The 19,669-nt window shown below is 53.8% G+C and carries 11 protein-coding genes; 3 read left to right on the top strand and 8 right to left on the bottom strand.

All coding sequences use genetic code 11. The features are described 5' to 3' along the window. Window positions 1-360 precede the first annotated feature (360 nt). Window positions 361-5,571, top strand: coding sequence for a DNA repair ATPase (locus FF011L_RS08240; RefSeq protein WP_246109812.1), 5,211 nt, complete (start codon window positions 361-363; stop codon window positions 5,569-5,571). Window positions 5,572-5,823: 252 nt separating this feature from the next. Here FF011L_RS08240 and FF011L_RS08235 read toward each other — a convergent pair whose 3' ends face one another. The 3 genes from FF011L_RS08235 to rdgB are packed head-to-tail and all read right to left on the bottom strand — an operon-like array spanning window position 5,824 to window position 8,544. Then, on the bottom strand, window positions 5,824-7,197 hold the full coding sequence (locus FF011L_RS08235; RefSeq protein ID WP_145351153.1) for an APC family permease: 1,374 nt from the start codon (window positions 7,195-7,197) through the stop codon (window positions 5,824-5,826). After that, window positions 7,188-7,934, bottom strand: a complete 747-nt coding sequence (locus FF011L_RS08230; RefSeq protein ID WP_145351152.1) for a PIG-L family deacetylase — start codon at window positions 7,932-7,934, stop codon at window positions 7,188-7,190. Before FF011L_RS08230 ends, FF011L_RS08235 begins: the two co-directional genes overlap by 10 nt. Then, window positions 7,927-8,544 carry an RdgB/HAM1 family non-canonical purine NTP pyrophosphatase gene (rdgB, locus tag FF011L_RS08225; RefSeq protein WP_145351151.1) on the bottom strand — a complete coding sequence of 206 codons (618 nt, stop codon included), beginning with the start codon at window positions 8,542-8,544 and terminating at the stop codon, window positions 7,927-7,929. The genes FF011L_RS08230 and rdgB overlap by 8 nt, the downstream gene beginning before the upstream one ends. A gap of 146 nt (window positions 8,545-8,690) precedes the next feature. On the opposite strand from rdgB, the gene FF011L_RS08220 reads away from it, so the two are divergent. Next, entirely contained in the window at window positions 8,691-10,505 is a 1,815-nt protein-coding gene (locus tag FF011L_RS08220; RefSeq protein ID WP_145351150.1) for a sulfatase-like hydrolase/transferase, read from the top strand. A gap of 229 nt (window positions 10,506-10,734) precedes the next feature. After that, on the top strand, window positions 10,735-13,458 hold the full coding sequence (locus tag FF011L_RS08215; protein WP_218933083.1) for a S1C family serine protease: 2,724 nt from the start codon (window positions 10,735-10,737) through the stop codon (window positions 13,456-13,458). A gap of 1,133 nt (window positions 13,459-14,591) precedes the next feature. Here the strand turns inward: FF011L_RS08215 and epmA are convergent. From epmA to FF011L_RS08190, 5 genes are read right to left on the bottom strand one after another with little or no spacing between them, the layout of a single operon-like run. After that, a complete protein-coding gene (epmA, locus tag FF011L_RS08210; protein WP_145351148.1) occupies window positions 14,592-15,581 on the bottom strand; it encodes an EF-P lysine aminoacylase EpmA in 990 nt (329 codons plus the stop codon). 49 nt (window positions 15,582-15,630) lie between these two features. Further along, window positions 15,631-17,304, bottom strand: coding sequence for a type II secretion system protein GspK (locus FF011L_RS08205; protein WP_218933082.1), 1,674 nt, complete (start codon window positions 17,302-17,304; stop codon window positions 15,631-15,633). After that, window positions 17,301-18,359, bottom strand: coding sequence for a hypothetical protein (locus FF011L_RS08200; RefSeq protein WP_145351146.1), 1,059 nt, complete (start codon window positions 18,357-18,359; stop codon window positions 17,301-17,303). Before FF011L_RS08200 ends, FF011L_RS08205 begins: the two co-directional genes overlap by 4 nt. Further along, window positions 18,359-18,937, bottom strand: a complete 579-nt coding sequence (locus tag FF011L_RS08195) for a prepilin-type N-terminal cleavage/methylation domain-containing protein (RefSeq protein ID WP_246109811.1) — start codon at window positions 18,935-18,937, stop codon at window positions 18,359-18,361. Before FF011L_RS08195 ends, FF011L_RS08200 begins: the two co-directional genes overlap by 1 nt. Beyond that, complete coding sequence (locus FF011L_RS08190) at window positions 18,934-19,647, bottom strand: pilus assembly FimT family protein (RefSeq protein WP_145351145.1); 714 nt, start codon at window positions 19,645-19,647, stop codon at window positions 18,934-18,936. The genes FF011L_RS08195 and FF011L_RS08190 overlap by 4 nt, the downstream gene beginning before the upstream one ends. Window positions 19,648-19,669 lie beyond the last annotated feature (22 nt).

Raw genomic sequence — 19,669 nt, 5'->3', positions numbered from 1 at the left:
AGTAGCGATGCGGCGGACGGCCGTGCGAATGACAAGTCAATGGTTTGACATGTCGCGAGGATTTAAGAGTCTGGACTCTTCCCCCTGGGAGAATCCAGTCGCAGCGAGGAAAAGGCGACCGCCTGTAAGCGGTCGCCACGGTCCCTCGTCGCGTAGGGTCGCCCCTCTGTAAAAGGAGGGCGAAGCACTTAAGTCAGTCTCTCGCAACTTTTTGAGCGCACGTCCTCCAGCAACATGTTTCACTAACAGCAGCTTTGACAGGTGGAGACTAACGTGACGGTTGACCAATCGATGGCCACCGGTACCTACGAGGTGCTTCGAAACCGACTTAGGGAATCAGCGCAACTGCTGAGATCCAAGTTGAACGACCTGAACGCCGCACGTGCGGCGACATTCGGGACCATCGAAACGCAACTGCTCTCCACCGAACGAATCACGACCGATCACAACTGCGTTCCTCGTGATTTAATCGCGATCGGCAATTGCTTTCTGTTTGGGTACAACGTCCAGTTCGGCCTAAAGACCGAAACGAACCTTACGGATGTGTTTGGTGTTTTCCGTCTGGAAGACAATACCTTCCACGCTTGCCCGCTCTCCGACATGATTTCGGATGAGCGTTTCGCACGCGATTTCAAAGAACTTTACAAGTTCTACAAACAGACCACCTTTATCAAGTTTTTTGCCGCCGGGCCATTTGTGTACATGGTGTTCCGAGTCGGCAAATCCGCCTCGGATATCAAGACCTTCAAGTGGCGGTTGGCTGGCGACCATTTCGAATACATCGACAACCGCAGTGATCATGAGGTCGTCTACCCGCCTCAGCATGCGTTCCAGTGGAAACGAGTCACTCGCGATCAACATCGCTACGGGGTGCATCCCCATATCGCTATCGAAGATCGCGTGTTTGTCGAAATGGTTGGCGGGGACCTTACGATTAAGGTCGAAGACAACACCGAATCCGGTCGAGGGATCTACGAAGAACCGGTCGAAAATCCCGACCAGACGCTCGATGATGGCGAAGTCCACTGGGCCAGTCTGGGAAACCTGATCCTACTGAAAATGCTTCCCTATCAGGAACGGGAACCTCGCCATCTGCTATACAACGCCAAGATCCAAAAGGCGATGCGACTGGACGATATCCAGTATGCCTGCATCATGCTTCCCGACGATCATGGGATCATTTTCTCAGGCGGTTACTATCTACAAACCGGCGACTACAAACGGTTTGAACATGGTCTCACCGAAATGCTCTATGAGCAGACGTTGGCCGCCACGAACGGCGAAGACTATTTGTACCTGTTCTACAATCGAGACGAGGGAACCTACATTCAATTGCGGTACAACGTGATTCGGCAACAGGTCGACACGCCGCTGGTCTGCAATGGTCAAACGTTTTTCGAAAATGGCCTGATGGTCTGCTTTCGCGCTCAAGCGGAACCTCAAAAACATCACGCGATTCAACTGTGGCAAACCCCTTTCACAGGTCCGAATTTTGTCCCTGAGAGCGATACCGATTCGCTGCTGTTCAAAATCGGAAACAAAGACCTCGTCCGCGGGATGGCGGAGTGCAGCGAAGTCCTGCAGTTGATCGACAAAGATGACAACTACGACGGACTGTATGTCGATCTAGCGAAGAAGGCAGGCGACATTCTGGACAGCTATTTCTGGCTGGACAAAGACGAAACGCAGCATCTGAATCAGCCGCTAAAACAGATTCGCGACACTGCAAACGCAGCGGTCGAAGAATTTGAGCGAGTCGTACGCGTCCGCCGTGATACCGAAGAACGGACCTCCGCCGTCGAGAAAGCGATTACGGAGCTTGTCAAATCGATTGAGCGGTCTCGATTCGAATCGATCGATGCATTTGTTACGGCGCTGTCGGAACTGCGTAAACAACGCGGCCAAGCGCTCGCGTTGCAAGAATTGCGTTATGTCGATCCAGATCGAATCGCTGGTTTTGAAACTGAAATCGCAGAATTGAGCGAACGCGTCAGCCGACGCTGCATTGAATTCCTCCTGCAAGAATCGGCCTTGGAACCCTACCGCGTTCGGATCGCAAAAACCGAAACGGAAGTCGCTAGCGTCGCAACGGTTGCCGAAGCCAAAACGATCGATGAACATATCGACGAATCGTCAAAGCAATTGGAACTGCTAACCGAAACAGTCAGTAATTTGCAGATCGAGGACACGACAAAACGCACGCAGATCATCGATCAAATCAGTGAAGTCTTCGCCTCGGTCAATCGCGTTCGCCACCAACTGAAAGCCCGCATCAACGAATTGGCTGGCGATGAGGGCCGAGCCGAATTCGCGTCGCAACTGAAACTGCTTGAGCAAACGGTCGCCGGTTATCTGGACATCTGCGACACTCCCGAAAAATGTGACAACTACCTCACCAAGGTAATGGTCCAGTTGGAGGAACTGGAAGGTCGGTTCGCCGAATTCGATGAATTCATTTCGCAGCTAACCGAACGACGCGAGGAATTGTATAACGCGTTTGAAACCCGCAAAATTCAGTTAGTCGAAAAACGAAACCGCCGAGCCGAATCATTAGCGGCGGCAGCGACTCGAATCCTTACAGGGATCGAATCACGAGCCCGTGGGATGGACTCCGCCGACCAAATCCTCTCCTACTTTGCCGCCGACCTAATGGTCGACAAAGTACGAGGCATCGTCGCACAGCTGCAAGAATTGGAAGACGCGGTCCGAGTCGGTGACATTCAAAGCCGACTAAAAACGATTCGCGAAGATGCTATCCGGCAACTGAAGGACCGACAAGACCTTTACGAAGACGGCGGTGACACGATCCGACTAGGACGGCATCGCTTCGCCGTCAACACTCAGCCTCTTGATTTGACGACGGTCCTCCGAGAGGGCGAGTTGGCTTTGCACCTGACCGGGACTCAGTTCTTCGAACCCCTTCAGCACGAAGACCTGCTGAATGCCAAAGACCTGTGGACACAGGAATTGGCAAACGAAAACCCCAACGTCTATCGCGCGGAATTTCTTGCAGTCGACCTGTTTGAGCAATGGCGCAAGCAGATTCCCAGCATGCGTCCCAAAGTCGACATGGATTGGTTGCGGCTGCAAATCCGCGGACGGTTTGCCGAGGGGTATGCCAAAGGAGTCCATGACGCGGACGCGTTTAAAATCCTCGATGCCCTGGTCAAAATCGACCAGCGGATTGGCCTTCTGCGTCACTCGCCAACCGTACGCGCCGCAGCCATGCTGTGGTGGACAAGAATCTTAGCCGCCGACAAGAGAACTCAGAAAAAACTGATCGCCTGGATCCATGGTTTTGCAAATTTGGCGAGCGCCTTTCCTAATGCGGAACCATCCGTCGAATTCAGAGCAACCCTATCCAAGCTCTACAACGAAGCATCCGAAAGCGCGGACGGCGAAGACAAACTATGCCTGAAAAGTCTGTTCCCAACGGTCACCCCCACCGCGATTGCCAACTATCTGTTTGAACATTTAATCAGCCAGGCCTCTTCCTTTACGATCAGCGGCCAAGCCGAGAAAATGCGGGCGAATTTCGATGCGTCTCTTCCTGCGGCAGACCGAAAACGCTGGTTGGAAGACTCACTTCAAGCCAACGCAGGGCAACCGCTACAGATATTTGTGTTGGCAAGGAATTGGGCAGATGCTTTTCTAAAAAGCAACCGGCCGGCTTTGGGCAATGACCAACCAGACGCCTATCGCGATGAACTGGCCATCCTGTTGGCTTATCGCAATGACCTAGAAACCACCCCATTGTCGGTAGAGGTTGGTGTCGACTTAGAGGGCATGGCCGGCGCTCACCCGCGGATTCAAGCGGGACTTTTGCCGCTGCAGTACCACGAAATCCAAGCGAGAATCGGCGACTATCAAAACAATACACTCCCTCGTTACCGACAATTGCAGGAAACCAAGCATCAGCTAGTGGACGACGCCAGGACCGCGATGCGACTGGAAGAATTTCGTCCTCGCGTGCTAACAAGTTTTGTCCGCAATCAATTGCTTGACGAGGTCTACCTTCCTCTGATTGGTGACAACTTTGCCAAACAGATGGGCACGTCGGGTGAGAACAAACGAACCGACCGGATGGGAATGCTGTTGCTAATCAGCCCGCCTGGATACGGTAAAACGACTTTGATGGAATACATCGCCAACCGTCTCGGGTTGGTCTTCATGAAGATCAATGGTCCGGCGATTGGACACAGCGTAACTTCACTGGACCCCGCCGAGGCGCCCAATGCGGCGGCTCGTGAAGAAGTCGAACGCCTTAACCTTGCCTTGGAAATGGGTGACAACGTCCTGCTGTACCTGGACGACATCCAGCATACCAACCCTGAATTCCTGCAGAAATTCATTTCGCTCTGTGATGCAACTCGCAAGATCGAAGGGGTGCGTAACGGCGAAACACGGACCTACGATCTTCGCGGTCGCCGAGTCGCCGTGGTGATGGCTGGCAACCCCTACACCGAAAGCGGCGACAGATTCCAGATTCCCGACATGCTTTCCAACCGAGCGGATGTCTACAACCTGGGCGAAATCATCGGCGAATCAAGAGAAGCCTTCGAGATCAGTTATCTGGAAAACTGTTTGACCAGCAACACCGTCCTGGCCCCGCTGGCAGCCGCTTCGCCAGCCGATGCCAGAGCCCTCATCCACGCTGCCGAACGCGGGAACATGGATGACCTGCAACTGGAAAGCAACTTCTCAGCGGATGCCGTACGTGAGATGTTTGAGGTCTTGAAAAAACTGCTGGTTGTTCGCGACTGCGTGTTGAAAGTAAACCGTCAGTACATTCGATCCGCCGCTCAAGCAGACGCATACCGCACGGAACCCGCGTTCAAGCTACAGGGCAGCTACCGCAATATGAACCGGATGGCCGAACGGGTCGTGTCGGTGATGAACGATGCCGAACTGCAGTCCTTGATCATCTCCAACTACGAACAAGACGCACAGACACTAACAACGGACAACGAATCAAACGTCCTGAAATTCAAAGAACTAAACGGCTTACTGACAGCAGCCGAAAAGGAACGCTGGGAATCGATCAAGTATGCCTTTGTCGAAAGCATCAAAATGGCAGGCCTGGATTCCGATGACCAAGCCGGCCAACTGATGCGTCAATTAGGTTCGATGCGAGATGGGCTGGAATCGATCCGGCAAGTCATCGCCCGAGCAGTGGCATCCGGAGGCGATTCGGCCGAAGTTCGGATGGACGAACGCGTCGAAAACCTCCGTCAAAGTTTTTCTGCCGCAGGTCAGCAACTGACCGAGGCGTTACAAAAAACATCCAAGCAACTAGAGCAGATCAGCACCCAACAAGCATCCAATCCCCCCGAACAAAACGTGATCGTGCAGCACAAAATGCCTCGAGTCATGCTGAATTTGATTCGTGGGCAATTTCATCTGATGCAAGAGTGGATGCGTCCATTAACCATGGAAGCGACCCGAAACGGCAAGGATCTAGAAAAACTAAAAAGCCTAGTCGAAACCACTTTGCAAGATTACGACCGAATGCAAACCGAACTAGAAGGCGCCGCCGGAATCCTCAAGGAAGACGACCAGCAAGAGGAATGAGCGTCGCGGCATTAATGTCGCCTTTGGCGGGGACCGTGAAGTTTGTAACTGGCGAAAGTCTGGCTCCCCTCGCTCCTAAGTAAGCTCTTTGTTGCGGAAGAAATCTTAGCTAGCTCATTCCGTGGTCTCGGCCTTTTCGTCTGAATTGGCGGAGCTTGCTTGAGGGCGAGGGGAGCCAGATTTTCGTCACTTGTTCTGTTCACGTTCTCCGCGAAAGGGGACAATCGCTAGCGCTTCATCCCCAGCTTGGCGCTACTTTGGCGGAGCGATAGGCGACACTGGCGACCTCGTCAGTTTTACCAAACCATAGACGACCAGCCCTAGCGGCAGCACGATCAGCGCTTTTAAAACGCCGGCGGAATCGGTTGTCCAGCGAAAATGGAAGGCGTAACCGGCGATTGCTAATGTCACGATGACAAAAAATGCGGGCAGCACGGGCCACAGGACCACGGGCCGGTTTCCTCGCGTTCCCCGAAAAGCCGGTAGAAATAAACAAGCCACTGTCGCTGCACTGCTTATCGATAACAGAAAAGCTAGATAGTCCAGCAGGCCTAAGAACGAACTGTTCACGATTAGAAAAATGACGATGACGCCTTGCAGGACAATCCCACTGCGAGGCGTCGCCTGGGCGGTTTCCAACCACTTGGGCAACAGGCCATCACGAGCCATCTGTCCGTAGACATGCGGTCCGATTTGAGTCATTGCGATGACCGAAGTTGCCAGTGAAACCAGAATCGTCAACCGAATGATTTCGACTAACCATGGTCCGCCGACATACGATGCAGCCAACAGTGCGACCTGGCCTCGGTTGTCATCGGTAAATGCCTGCGGAGGGATCACAAACACGAAAACGGCGTTTAAGAGAACGTATAACAACGTCACCCCTAGCGTCCCCCAAACCATGGCTCTCGGCACACTCGCCTGGCAATTCCTTGCCGCACCGGCGATATAGATCGCGGCGTTGTATCCTGCGTAACTGAATGAAACCCACATCAAAGTGCTGGCAACCGCGCCCCACTCCCATGGTACGGGAATGGCTGAAAGATTCGCCCCCGCATCCATGCTCTCGGAAGGTTGCAACAAGGTGGCGATCCCTAGAAATCCGAACGCGACCAGGATCGCCAATTTAACCAGCACCATTCCATTTTGGATCTTCGCCGTAGGGCCTATCCCGATCCAGTTCAGCAGACTGACGATGAGGACAAGCCCAATCGCGATCGGTAACCGGTAGCTGGGATCCAAGGCTGGCAAGTGATCCGCGAACGCGAGTGCCGACAATCCGACGGCCCCTGAAAAACCGGCAACCAACGAAATCCAACCAGCCATGAATCCTGCCAGCGGATGGACACCGCGCGCAAGAAATAAATATTCGCCGCCCGATTCCGAGACCTGCTTAGCCAAACCGGAATAACTGAACGCACCAGCGATCGCGATCAGGCCAGCGATCCCCCAGACCCAAACGACTCGTCCAGGATCCTGCAAACTAGCCAGGGCGTATCCGCTGCTGGTATAGACCCCGACACCAATCATGTTGGCGACAACCAAACAAGTCAGCGACAACGTCGTCAGGGGGCGTCGAGGATCCGATGCATCACCGGAATTGGCGGTGGTTTCGTTTAGCTCCAAAGGACTGTCCGTACTAAATCATCGACGGCGATCGGGCGAGCCGCCGCAAAAACTTCGCCAGCCATCACGCCCGCGGCGTGCCCGGCAACCGTTGCCGCGGCTCGAATTTGTGTTTCGGTTTGAGGCTTATGGGCGAACTGGGAATGGTAGCAGTGGATCGCGGCAAGCTTTTGCTCAAGCGTCTCCGAAATATCGACCGTCAATTGTGAACCATTACCAGCCAATTGCTCTGGATCCGAAGGCATCCGGAAATAGAGATGCCGGCTGACAGAATGTGTCGGTAAATCCTCGAAATAGTCATCCCACTTACTCAACCGACTGTAAAAAATGGCTGCGTCGGTAATCTGCATCGCCTGCCAATGATCGGGGGATGCCATCGGCGTTTTTTCGCCAAAGCCAAGAACCAATCGCGGTCGAAACCGTCGGAATTCACGAGCGAGCGCAATCCGCGATTCCAGTCCGTCCATCAAACGGCGGTTTGGCAAACAGAGGTTGATCCGCTTCTGAATTCCCAATTTGTCTGCAGCGTCTCCAGCTTCGGTTAGCCGTTGATCCGGCCCCGTGGAATTGGGCGTCGGTTCTCCATCCGTCAGATCCACAATCCCGACGCGGTAGCCTTGTTTGGCAAGCTTAGCCAACGTGCCTCCACAAGCCATTTCCACATCGTCGGGATGAGCCCCCACCGCGATCACATCGAGCGCGGGCTCATGCTGGAAATCCTTCTCCGTGTTATCCATGATTTGCTTCACACTCGATAAGAGACATTAACTGGGGAATGAACTTTCGGAGGGCCCGGGCGCGATGACTGATGGCCTGCTTGACCATCGGTCCCAATTCCCCAAACGTTTGATGAAATTCAGGAACAATGAACAGCGGATCGTACCCAAATCCCTGAGAACCACAACGCGTTTCACCGATCACGCCATAACATCGCCCGTCGGCAGCTAAACGAATGTTCCCTTCAGGATCCGACAAACATATCTGACAACTATAGAAGGCTCGGCGGCGCCCCGCGGGCACACCTTCCAGTTTTTCTAGCAGCAGATCATTGTTTCGTTCGTCCGTTGCGCCGGGGTCGGAAAACCGAGCCGAATAAACGCCCGGAGCTCCTTGCAGGGCTTCGACCGACAATCCACTGTCCTCCGCCAATACCCATCGCTTCAAATGAATCGCTTGTTCAGCCGCCTTCAGCGTTGCATTTTCAAGAAAGGTCGTTCCCGTTTCCTCGACATCCATCGCGTTGTCAAGCTCGGCCAACGAGGTCAGTCGAATCGCTTCGGATGGCAATATTTGCTGCAATTCCAGCAATTTCTTTGCATTGGAAGTCCCCAAAACTAAATCGAACATAAGCAGAATGATATCGAGTGTGAAAGTTGGCAATGAGAGGAACCCGCAAACAGGGTTTCCCATATTACAGCGGAAAAGGATTATAGTAGACAGTTTCTCCTACTCCGATCAGCCCCTTCCACTTTTCCCTCAGCCCCTCAAAATCGATGATCAAGACATTCGTCTTTCTCGCGGCATTCCTTGTTGGCCTGGCCAATGTGAATGCAGATCGCCCCAACATCCTCTGGTTGACCAGCGAAGACAACAACGTCAATTGGATCGGCTGCTACGGAAATCCGTATGCTGAAACGCCAAACATCGACGCGTTGGCGAAAGAGGGCGTTCAATACATGCACTGCTACGCCAACGCCCCGGTCTGTGCCCCCTCACGGAGCACATGGATTACGGGGGTCCACGCGTTGTCGATGGGAACGCACCCGATGCGGAGCCGCTACCTGATCCCTCATGATCAGATCCAATATTACCCAGACCACCTAAAGAAGGCGGGATACTTCGTCGGGAACGACCGCAAAACGGACTACAACATCGGAGGCCGTGAGGACAAAAGCGCGTGGGATACCAGCAAAACGGATTGGTCCAAGCTGCAGCAGAAGCAGCCGTTTTTCATGGTCATCAATACCACCAAATCCCACGAATCAAAAGCGTTTGGCAATACCGACAATACGTCGCATAGCCCCGATCGCGTCCAACTGGCGAAATACCATCCCGACATCCCCGAGATCCGCAAAAACTACGCTCACTACCATGACCAAATCCGCAAAATGGATGCCGACATCGGCAAGGCTTTGGCCGACCTGGAAAAAGCGGGTTTAGCCGAAAACACAATCGTCGTTTATAACTCCGACCACGGCGGAGTCCTTCCACGAAGCAAACGCTTCCTCTTTAACAGTGGCACGCACTGCCCCTTGGTGATCCGGATCCCCGAAAAATACAAACACCTTCGCCGTGCAGAACCAGGGACCAAAGTCGATGACCTAGTCAGCTTTATCGACATGCCCAAAACTTGGCTGAAACTGTGTGGCGTCGAACCACCAGCCTATATGCAGGGCAACCTTTTCTTGGGTGACGAGAAAGAATCCCGAGACTACCACGTCAGTTTCCGTGGGCGTATGGACGAACGCTGTGACAATGTTCGTGCGATCCGCGACAGACGCTTCCTGTACATTCGCAACTACATGCCCTACGCCCCTTGGGGACAGCACCTCAATTACCTATGGAACATGCGTGCCACGCAAGCCTGGGAAGAGCAATACCTTGAAGGCAAAACAAATGCCATCACGGGACGTTTCTTTGGCACCAAACCGATGGAAGAACTGTACGACACCTCGGTCGATCCAGACAACATAAACAACCTGATCGATGCACCGCAGTTCGCCGAAGAAGCCAACCGTCTGCGGAACGCGATGGACCAATGGCAGCAAGAGAATTTCGATTCGGCACTGCTACCTGAAAGCGAAGTCGCACTGCGAGCCGAACAGGCAGGAAAGACGATTTATGAACTTGTCCGCGACCCGGCCCTTTACGATCTGCCTGCACTTCAAAAAGCCTCGGCCCTCGCCCTGACGCAAGACCCCAAAAACCTGCCGACCTTCTATGAGGAAATGAAGGACAAAGATGTGGGATTACGATACTGGGGAGTCGTCGGTTGCTTCAACCTTCCCGACGCAACGCCTCTTGATCTGCAAGTCTTCAAAGGCCTGCTGAACGACAGTTCGCACCATGTCCGAGCCATGGCAGCTTGGATTCTGTATCGCAGAGGCGAAAAGAAAGTCGCCCAGGCGTGTTGGAATGACCTCTTAAAAAACAGCTCGTACGCATCCTTAAAGGTATTCAATATCACCGACTGGATCGGCGAAGGATTTGCCCCCTACGCCGAAGCAATGCGGGCCTGCAAATTCAGTCATCAAGGCTACGTTAGCCGGATGCAGGAATACACGGGGACCAGTCCCGCCAAACCGTAGCGACGCGACTTCATGTCGAACCGGAGACGATTTGAAAAAGAACGTTCTCCTGCTAGATTGCCTCGGCAGGAAAAACGATTGGTGACCTCTCAGAAAGCGAACGTTCACTTGCTGGGAGCGCTGAACGATGCGAAAGCACTTGGGCAAGCGGACGGACGGCATTGCCAAGGACGTTCGCTAGTCGATGTTTGCAGCTTACCCCCAGGAAAATTCCACGTCGGCATCCACTATGACCTATCGTCCCGCTCAAACGTCTCCGCACTCAGCACAACCACTGCTTTCCTTTCTTCTAAAGCGGTCGATTCTGCTCTGCGGCTTCCTTAGCGTTGGATTGTGCCTGGAGTATCCGACGGTTGGTTTTGCGCAAGTCGCACGCGAGCAAGTTGAGCTTGCGAAAGCCGCAACCGTTTTGGTTGAACGGCCCTCTGGAGACGGTTTTGGAACAGCGTTTTGCATCAGCAAGAATGGCTTTTTCATTACCAATGAACACGTCGTTCGCGGCGAGACCGAGCAAATCCCTTTGATTTTATTTCCCGGGACAAAATCGGAAACCACGGTGCATGCGGACGTGGTTCGAATCGATCCGAAAAAGGATTTGGCGTTATTGCGATCCGACCAAGTCCCTGACAATTTGCCCGCGTTGGAATTGGGGATCGACGCGGACCTTTTTGAAACCCAGAGCATTACCGTTTTCGGGTATCCGTTCGGCACCTCGCTGGCACTGAACAACAAGAAATACCCAAATGTGAGTATCAACGTTGGCCGGATCACCTCGCTCCGCCGACGTGCCGACTCACTCGAATCGATCCAGATGGATGCGGTGGTCAATCAGGGGAATTCTGGTGGGCCGGTGGTCAATGACAACGGCCAAGTAGTCGGCGTCGTTGTTGAAAAGATTGTCGGCACCGATGTCAATTTTGCGATTCCGGTTTCAAACGTCAAATCGTTCTTAAACAAACCCGGACTAGCGTTTACAAAACCGACGATTCGTTTTCCCTTCCGCCACGTACCGATCGATTTCAATTTTCGTGTCGTCTCGTTCGGACCGGCCTCGGAAAAGTATCGATTTGAACTGACTCTGCGAAACAACCTTGGCGAGGTTTCAGAAACGTCCGCTGGTGAACCAAATGATCAAGGAATTTATTCCCTGCGTGCGTCTCCGGTCCAGCGTCCGAAGACTCGTTTGCGACTGCCTGTAAAAGTTAACTTTGAATCGGGACTCGTCAGCGGTGAGATGAACGAACAGAGAATCCGTTTTGGGGACTCCATTCAATATCTGACGGACATGAAATCGATTGAAAGGACGCCTGCTCAGAAGTGGCGTCTCACTCGCTACGACGGCAAATCCGTCACGCTTGGCGATTTGGAATTTTCAAACCCAACGATCTTTCTTGGCGGATCCGAGATAAAACTTGAGATCGATTCGTTTAACAAAATCGAAATTGGAAAGCCTAAAAAACTCGCCGACACGCTGACGTACGAAGCCAAGCTGATTGGGACAGCCGGAATCATTGCTAGAAACAAGGGTGAGATCCAATTTATCGGCGTGCCAGGCAGCACGAATGACGCCGAAGATGCCAGCGAAACCGAAGAGGGGATCTCAGGAAGCGATCCCGACTACGAACTACCGACCGGCGAGGCAACGTTTAAGGAAAATCAAGTCGTCTATGAACTCGAAACGCCGTACGACGATTATGTAATGGGCCGCGGCGACCAGTACATGATCTTCAAAATGGGAAAACAGCAACGGATCATTGTTTTTGATCTCTTGGCCGGCAACATCATTCACGAAATTCAAAACATCGATTCGGACGCCCTGATGTGCGCGGGCTCGAAAAACTTATTCGTGGTGCTGCCAAGCCAGATGCTGATCCACCGCTACAGCCTGGATTCTTTCAAAATCGAAAAAACAATCCGATTGACCACAAGGAATGCGCCGAAACAAGCGGTGATTGGCGTCAACGCCGAAGGCCCTATTCTGCTTTTCGATGGCGAAGAAGCCTACTTCGTGGACACCACTCAATTGAAACCCTTCCGAATTGATGGAAAGCAGCTATTCGCAGGCGGAGAACGGTTCGGACGTCAAATGGATGCGTCTGCAAATGGAAAGGTATTCGGAAGCATCATGACGGGGCTAGGGCCGGTTTCCTACGATTTGCTTTTCCTTGAAGAGGACGTGTTTGTCCAAGGACAATTCGGAAGCACGTCCAACGCCATTCGATGGGCGGCTCCGAGTGCCGATGGGAGACTATTCTTTTTGCCACGTGGGCAGATCTACAACATGGTGCTGCAAGATGTCTCACCGCAATGGCTGAAGGACTCTCGATTATTCCCCACAGTCGATCCTCGCTACTTCATCTCCGTTCGGTTCAAGACGCGCGCGGGTAATGAACGATTCACTAGCCTCGATGTCTGCACGGCATCGGACCTTCGAATTGTTCATAGCAATCTTGACCTGAATGAACTCTCGCCCCAAAACGGCGGGCGCTCCGCCGATGCCAATAAAATTGTCCGAGATCTAGAGTATGGGCAGACCAAAGTCCACTACGTCCCATGGGCAAAACTGATCGCGTACACGGGCTACGACAAAAAACGGATCTATGTTCGGAAATACGATTTCGAAGCTCGACTCCAGGAAACGGGTGAAGACTATCTCTTCGTCGAATCGCTGCCCCCATTGCTTGCGTTCAAGAATGAGAAGTTGACTTACGAGATCCAATGTAAAACAAACAGTGACTCCCTTACATTCAAACTGGTCGAAGGCCCCGCGGAGATGCGTGTCACCAACGATGGAGTCTTGACTTGGACTCCGCCGCGTGGAGCGGTGGAGGGATTACAGTCGGTCGTCATTGGGATCACGGGCAACAAAGGCGATCAGATTTTTCACACGTTCGACTGTTTGGTTGCAGCCAAAGTCCTCTCGCGAGGAAGCCGAAGAGCGGGGCCGCGTTAAAACGCGGCCCCGACACCACGACGCAATGGTTTGCGTAGCGGCAGACGGCCAAGCCCACCAACCCTGGCGCCTTGCGGACGGTTTGAGTAGCGGATCGTCACGACGAAGGCAATTCGCATCGGGCAGAAACCATCCAGTGAATTGGTGCCGAAACAAAGATTGCAAAACAAACTCTTCAATATTCAGCTGCACATCTCGCCTAGCCACAGCAAGAACAGATCACAATCTGACGCTCGTCGGAAATCACCAGCATCGCCACGTGCAAGCAAAACAAGGTGCACGACCTTGCCCACCAATTTCGCGAAGGGATGCGGCAACCTCGCCCATCCCAAACCATCAATCATTGCCTAACATCCTTGGGCTATCACAAACAAAACCCAAGCAAGGCGACCGCGCATCTCGAGTTCTATCATTCGCGTAGATTAGCGTCATTAGCGGGCAAAAGACCATGCGCAATTTTGCCCGCTAATAACGCCAATTACGCGAATGGATGCGCCAGGTTCGCGAATGGATGCGCCAGCTTCTCCCACCCCAAAACCATCAATCATTGCCTGACATCCTGGGCCTATCACAGACAAACCCCAAGGAAGTCGACCGCCCGTCACGAGCTCCGTTATTCGCGCAGATTAGCGTCATTAGCGGGCAAAAAACCATGCGCAATTTTGCCCGCTAATAACGCCAATGGATGCGCCAGGTACCCTCCCTGAAACAACCAATCGTTACGCTACAGACTCGGCGATCGAAGCTATGCACCACCGAAGTCAACCGCGCATCTCGAGCACCGTTATTCGCGTAGATTAGCGTCATTAGCGGGCAAAAAAACATGCGCAAATTTGCCCGCTAATAGCGTCGACTACGCGAATGGATGCGTCAGGTTACTCCATCCAGAAACGATTGATCGTTACGCAATAGGATCAGCTATCGCAGTCTCCATCCAGAGAGTGCTGGCAGCGGTACGGCATTCGACGGAGATTTTGTGGGCGTCCCACGTGTGGAGACTTGATGCATGTGTCAGCGTCATCCTCAATGGCCCATAGGGGTTTGCCGATGTTTCGATGAAATTACCTCTAGACACAGAACTTGTTTCTCACCCGGCATCCCGGCAATACGCCAAGAAGTGGACAGGACCTCTTTCATGCTCGCTCAATTGGAAACGGAATCACGTCTTCAATTCGCTTTACTTTCTGCTGCACCATTAGCAGACGGTCCAGCCCCACAGCGACTCCAGCACATGGTGGCAAACCTCTTCGCATCGCTTCCAGCAAGCGACTTTCTGACGGGAGAGCTGCTTTACCACTACTCAATCGTGCCTTGTTATTACTGGCGACGCGGTCTGCCAAAATGGTCGGGTCCAACAATTCCCCATACCCATTCCCCAGCTCGATCCCGCTGGCAAACCACTCGAACCGTTCTGCGGTTTGCGGATCGTCTTTCGACTGCTGCGCGAGTGCTCCTTGCGTGAGCGGGTAGTGCGTCACGATTTGAGGTCGGTCGATGGGCATCTTTGGCTGGATGACCAAACTAAACAACACGTCTAAGATCCCGTCTCGATCGTCTGCGAATGCTTCCTCCAACCCGGGAGCAGCGGCGACGGCCAGTGCACGCAATCGCTCCAACGGTCCATCGATGGGGTCGATGCCAAGCAGACGCTGAAACAGTTCACGATACGTCGACCGAGTTGCAGGCAATGCGTTTAGAACCTCTTGCGACAGTTCGTCCAATAAATCGACAGCGACCTTCGCGGTGTCTCCGACCCGATACCATTCCAGCATCGTAAATTCGGGGTTATGAAAATCGCCTCGCTCGCCACTTCGAAATACGGGAGCCAACTGATAGATCGCCTCCGCTCCTGCAGCGACCAAACGCTTCATCGCGAACTCTGGGGAGGTCTGCAAAAACAACTTCGTCGGTAGATCGTGTCCTCCCAACTGCAGGGATTCCGTCGGCACAACCAACGGATCAAGGTGGACGTCGACGACGGTATCGGCCGACAGGCAGGGAGTTTGAACTTCGATGAAGCCGCGGCGGTCGAAGAATTGCCGAACCTGTTTGAGCAGTGCGGATCGATGACGCAACATTTCAAGAGAACAGGTTGGCAAATGATCAAGAGGATTGGTGGTCATCGAAGAGAACCGTCGGTACGCAGTCGTGGAAATCAAGCAAGTGCAAAGACTACTGCGTCATATCGATTGCTTGAATCCCCAAGACGGCAACGTCAAATCCGCGACCGAGATGGCTGAGGTCTCGGTACAAGACGACATCCGGATTGATGGTCGTCGAATCGATGATCACCTCGACGCGACTGAACAGATTCCCTTGTTCGTAATAGCCAATGATTTGCGCCCGATAAGCGTCCCCGCCTCCGGTCAACAGCGGCATCAGCAATCGCATTTGGTCGATGGTGACCAATCCCTCAACCATCGGCCAAGTCTCAAAACGCCGGTTTTCGCTTTCAGAGGAATCGCCGCGGGCTTCGATAATCGCTTCGATCGTCTCTTCATCGACCAGCGGAATCCCTCGCAACAATTCGGCAGGACACTCATTCAAATTAATTCGCCCCGGCAATCGTTCCACCGCCTGCGTGGTTAAACTTTCCATCAGGGCGGGCATATATAGTGCCATCGCAAAAGGATCGTTCACAAAGGGCGAAGCATAGGTCACGTCTCCTACGGTCACCGTGGCCCCGATCAAATCTAAAACCTGCGTCACCTCGGTTCCGCCTCCGCCCGACAAATCAACGTCGTCCATCGCTCCCGCGGTCCAGGGCGTCGTATCGGCAGAGTCGGCAGCCGTGTTTTGTTCTTCTTCCCCTGCACCAAGTGCAGCCGACGCGATCGTAGCAGCCGGCTGGCCACTCACCCGATAAGCGGCAATGAACGAAGCCCAGTCATCGTTCCCCAGCCCTTCACTAAGCTCTTCATAAAGCAGTTCAAGGTCATCTTGGTTCAGATCAATCCGAGTCGTTCCATCGTCGCGGTAGTTCCCTTCGACACTATGGACGGTCAAGAAAGCGGACCACCCCAACGCGGCGGCGCTCCCGGCGTCCCCGACCAACATCGCCTGTTCCGACGGGTCGACCAATCCATTGCGATTTGCATCGACGCCGAACAGTAGTTGCGGGGTCACGCCACGGACCAACAACAATTCTTCGATCGAATCGATCGGCCCATTCTTGGGCTCGTAAGGGGTTGGCAATGTGATGTAGTACTCCGACTCGGCTCCGCTGTCTCGCGGTTCAATGTCGTCGTCCAACCAGTCAAGAATCGCTTCGGCGGTATCGACCGTCATTCCCGGTAGCGATAGAAGAAGCGATACGGCCAAGTTTTCAGATTCAAATTCGGAGTCGGTTTCCTCCGCGACATCCAGCACCGGCATCAAGGCATCGGAACTAGCCTCCAGCGTCACGAGGGCATTAACATTCAGACGAGCCGATTCATTTTGAAGCCCAAATCGAATTCCAGAAAACTGGCCCATTTCGTCCATATTGGGAGCGACAATCGCGAAGTTAACACGATCCACTGCCAACGTACCTGGAGCGACATTGATTCCCCGAAAATACTGGGCGTTGTTCAGAACGCCTCCCATTTCTTCGCGGGTCATTCGAGGCTGAGCGAGAAGCAACCGCGACATCTCGATCGCGGAATCGACCGCCAAGTCGCACTGAGTTCCGCTGGCGGTGATCTGCACCGATTCGTCGTAGGCCAACATCAAGTCGGTGAACGAATAGACCGCCATCGTGGCAATCACAATGACGATCAGGACTAAGATCAGAAACATCCCGCTACGTCGCGGCGAATGACGCGGGGATGGTCGACGACGAGCCATTGATAGGCGGCGATCGATCATAGCCCTACTCCCGACATGCCATCGTCCTCGAATTCATCCTCTTCGACCAACCGTCCCATCGGGAGTCGAACGATCTGCTGGAAAACCCTTACCTGATCACTACTGGTCGGATCGACAACCGTCGAATCCACACCGCGTTTCCCGAGTGTCAAACGGACTTGAACCGCCATCGGCAATTCTCCCATTTCGTCACTATTCCATTCGATCTGCCACATGAAACCGTCCCAGTATGCAAATTGAATCTGCAAAACTTCGGGTGCCAAGAGGTCTCCGGTCATGTTCAAACCTGTCACATTCCCCGAATCCATCGCATACCGAGTCACCAACCGATCGACCGCGCGACGAACCAATCCGCCACTGTTGGGACTTCCAATGGACAGTCCCTCGGAAATTTGAGTCAACGGATCCTGAACTCCGGTCGTTCCTTCCTGCTGGACATAGTAGGTGACCGTTTTCAAGTCGCTGGGAATATCCATCAGCCCCTCGCTGACGTCCTGCGCCACCTGCTGAAAATCTTCCAACCGCGGCGTCCGGCTGATGTCGAACATGATTTGATATTGATTGCCCATCAAACCGGGACGCTGGAGCATGACCGCTTCGGTGGCCAAATCGTCCGACACCTCCTCACCGGTCCCCATGGAATCTTCATCGATATCAAGTAGTGCAGACCCCGATTCCGTCGATTCGGCTTCCCCTTCGCCGCCGCCTGAAGCGGCATCCATCCCCGTCGACGCCAAAGCAGACGCCAGCGCGGAAGCATCGAATTCTTCGATGATAAGAGTCGCTTTTAAATCGTCGCCGATCATCTTCATGATCGCGGTCGCCAATTGGACTCGGCGCACCTCTTGATCGCGAGTCTCCATATTGTTGCCGTAAAACGAAAGTGCCCCTCCGACCAATGCCGTCAGGATCACGGCCAAAGAAAGGGTCAGGATCATTTCCAGCAAAGTGAACGCGGGGCGTTTACCTGGAAACTTACTTCTCCCAGCAAGCCGCTTATTCAAGCGATTGACGCGGCATTTTGGCTGGCTGCTAGTAGCGTTACGAAAAATCATTAGGGTGCGTCTCCGCTACCGGAATCGGCACTTGCTTCCGCAGCCATCTCCGCTTCCAGTTCGGCTTCGGCTTCGGCATCCCGTTCCAACTGTTCCAATCCCAAGGCGGGGTCGACGATCCAACGGATCAGCGAGTACTGGATCCGAGGCTGTTCATTGAAACCCAGTTCTTCACTCGCCACGGTGACTCGAATCGTCAGCAAGCCTTGCATCGTGGCGGGAAGGACCTCGACCGAATAGAGGAAACGTGCCAGTCCCCCCGAATCGGGCAGGCCATCCGCTGGAACAGGAATCATGGAAACCGGCACCGGAGCAACTTCGCTGTTTAGCAGTTGCTCGTTCATTTTGGTTTCGCAAAGCATCCGCGCGACCGCCAGATCGGTCGCTTCGCTGGCGGCATCCGCTCCCGTGATCGCGATCGACGAAAGGATCGCTAACGATCCACCCAAAATGGCAAGAGCTAACAGAATCTCTAACAGCGAGAACCCTTGGCGCCGCTCACGACTACCCGGCAAAGATCGGACGCGAGGCTGCCCCAAGGGGCGACGCCACTGTAGGATTCGGTTGCGAACTGTCACTGGATCGGGTCTCCCACGGTCGCATCGCCGGTGAGCCCACGGAGGACGACAACGATTCTCGCTCCCCCTTCGGTTCCCTCGGTCGCTTGAGTCACAATCACCGCCGCATTGGAGGTGGTGCCATCAGGGTAAAACAGAATGGGTTGGCTGGGTTGCCCTTCTTCGACGTTGGCCGGAGCCATGCTTTGCGTTTGATTTTCAATCAGGAGGGCTCGGGTCGTCGCTTGGACGCGGACTTCCGAGATTTTGATATCTTCGGGCAGTTCGACCGATTGGGTTTCCTGGCCGGTTTCGGGTCCCGATTGCATCGACGCGGCCATCGGCTGACCACCTTGCAAAAGTGCGGTCCCCGATCCCAATTGATCGGCCGCTTCGGTTAGATCATTCAAATTTTGAATGGCGTACGTGGTGATTGCAGTCCCGTTCACCGGGCACTGCATCATGTGCGTTCGACCGGTCCGCATCGCTTGCAGGCGGGCGCGCATCATTTGAACCCGCACCACTTCGGCCCCGCGAACCAACCGCCGCCCCCCCAGCATTCCGTCCAATCGAGGCAGCGCAAACGCAGCCAGAACCGTCATGATCGCCAGCGTCAGCAGGACCTCCAGCAATGTTAGCCCCGCACGACGCCGATGGCACTTCCCCAGGCAGCGCATTTTGCGGAGCCGTTCAGCGTGGGGCGTGCAGCGGACATTCGTTTGGCGGCTCATTCATCATCAATTGAAGGGGGGG

This window comes from Roseimaritima multifibrata, from assembly GCF_007741495.1.
GTDB classification, from domain to species: domain Bacteria; phylum Planctomycetota; class Planctomycetia; order Pirellulales; family Pirellulaceae; genus Roseimaritima; species Roseimaritima multifibrata.
The sequence above is the reverse complement of the archived record's forward strand: the minus strand, read 5'-3'. Positions and strand labels throughout refer to the sequence as shown.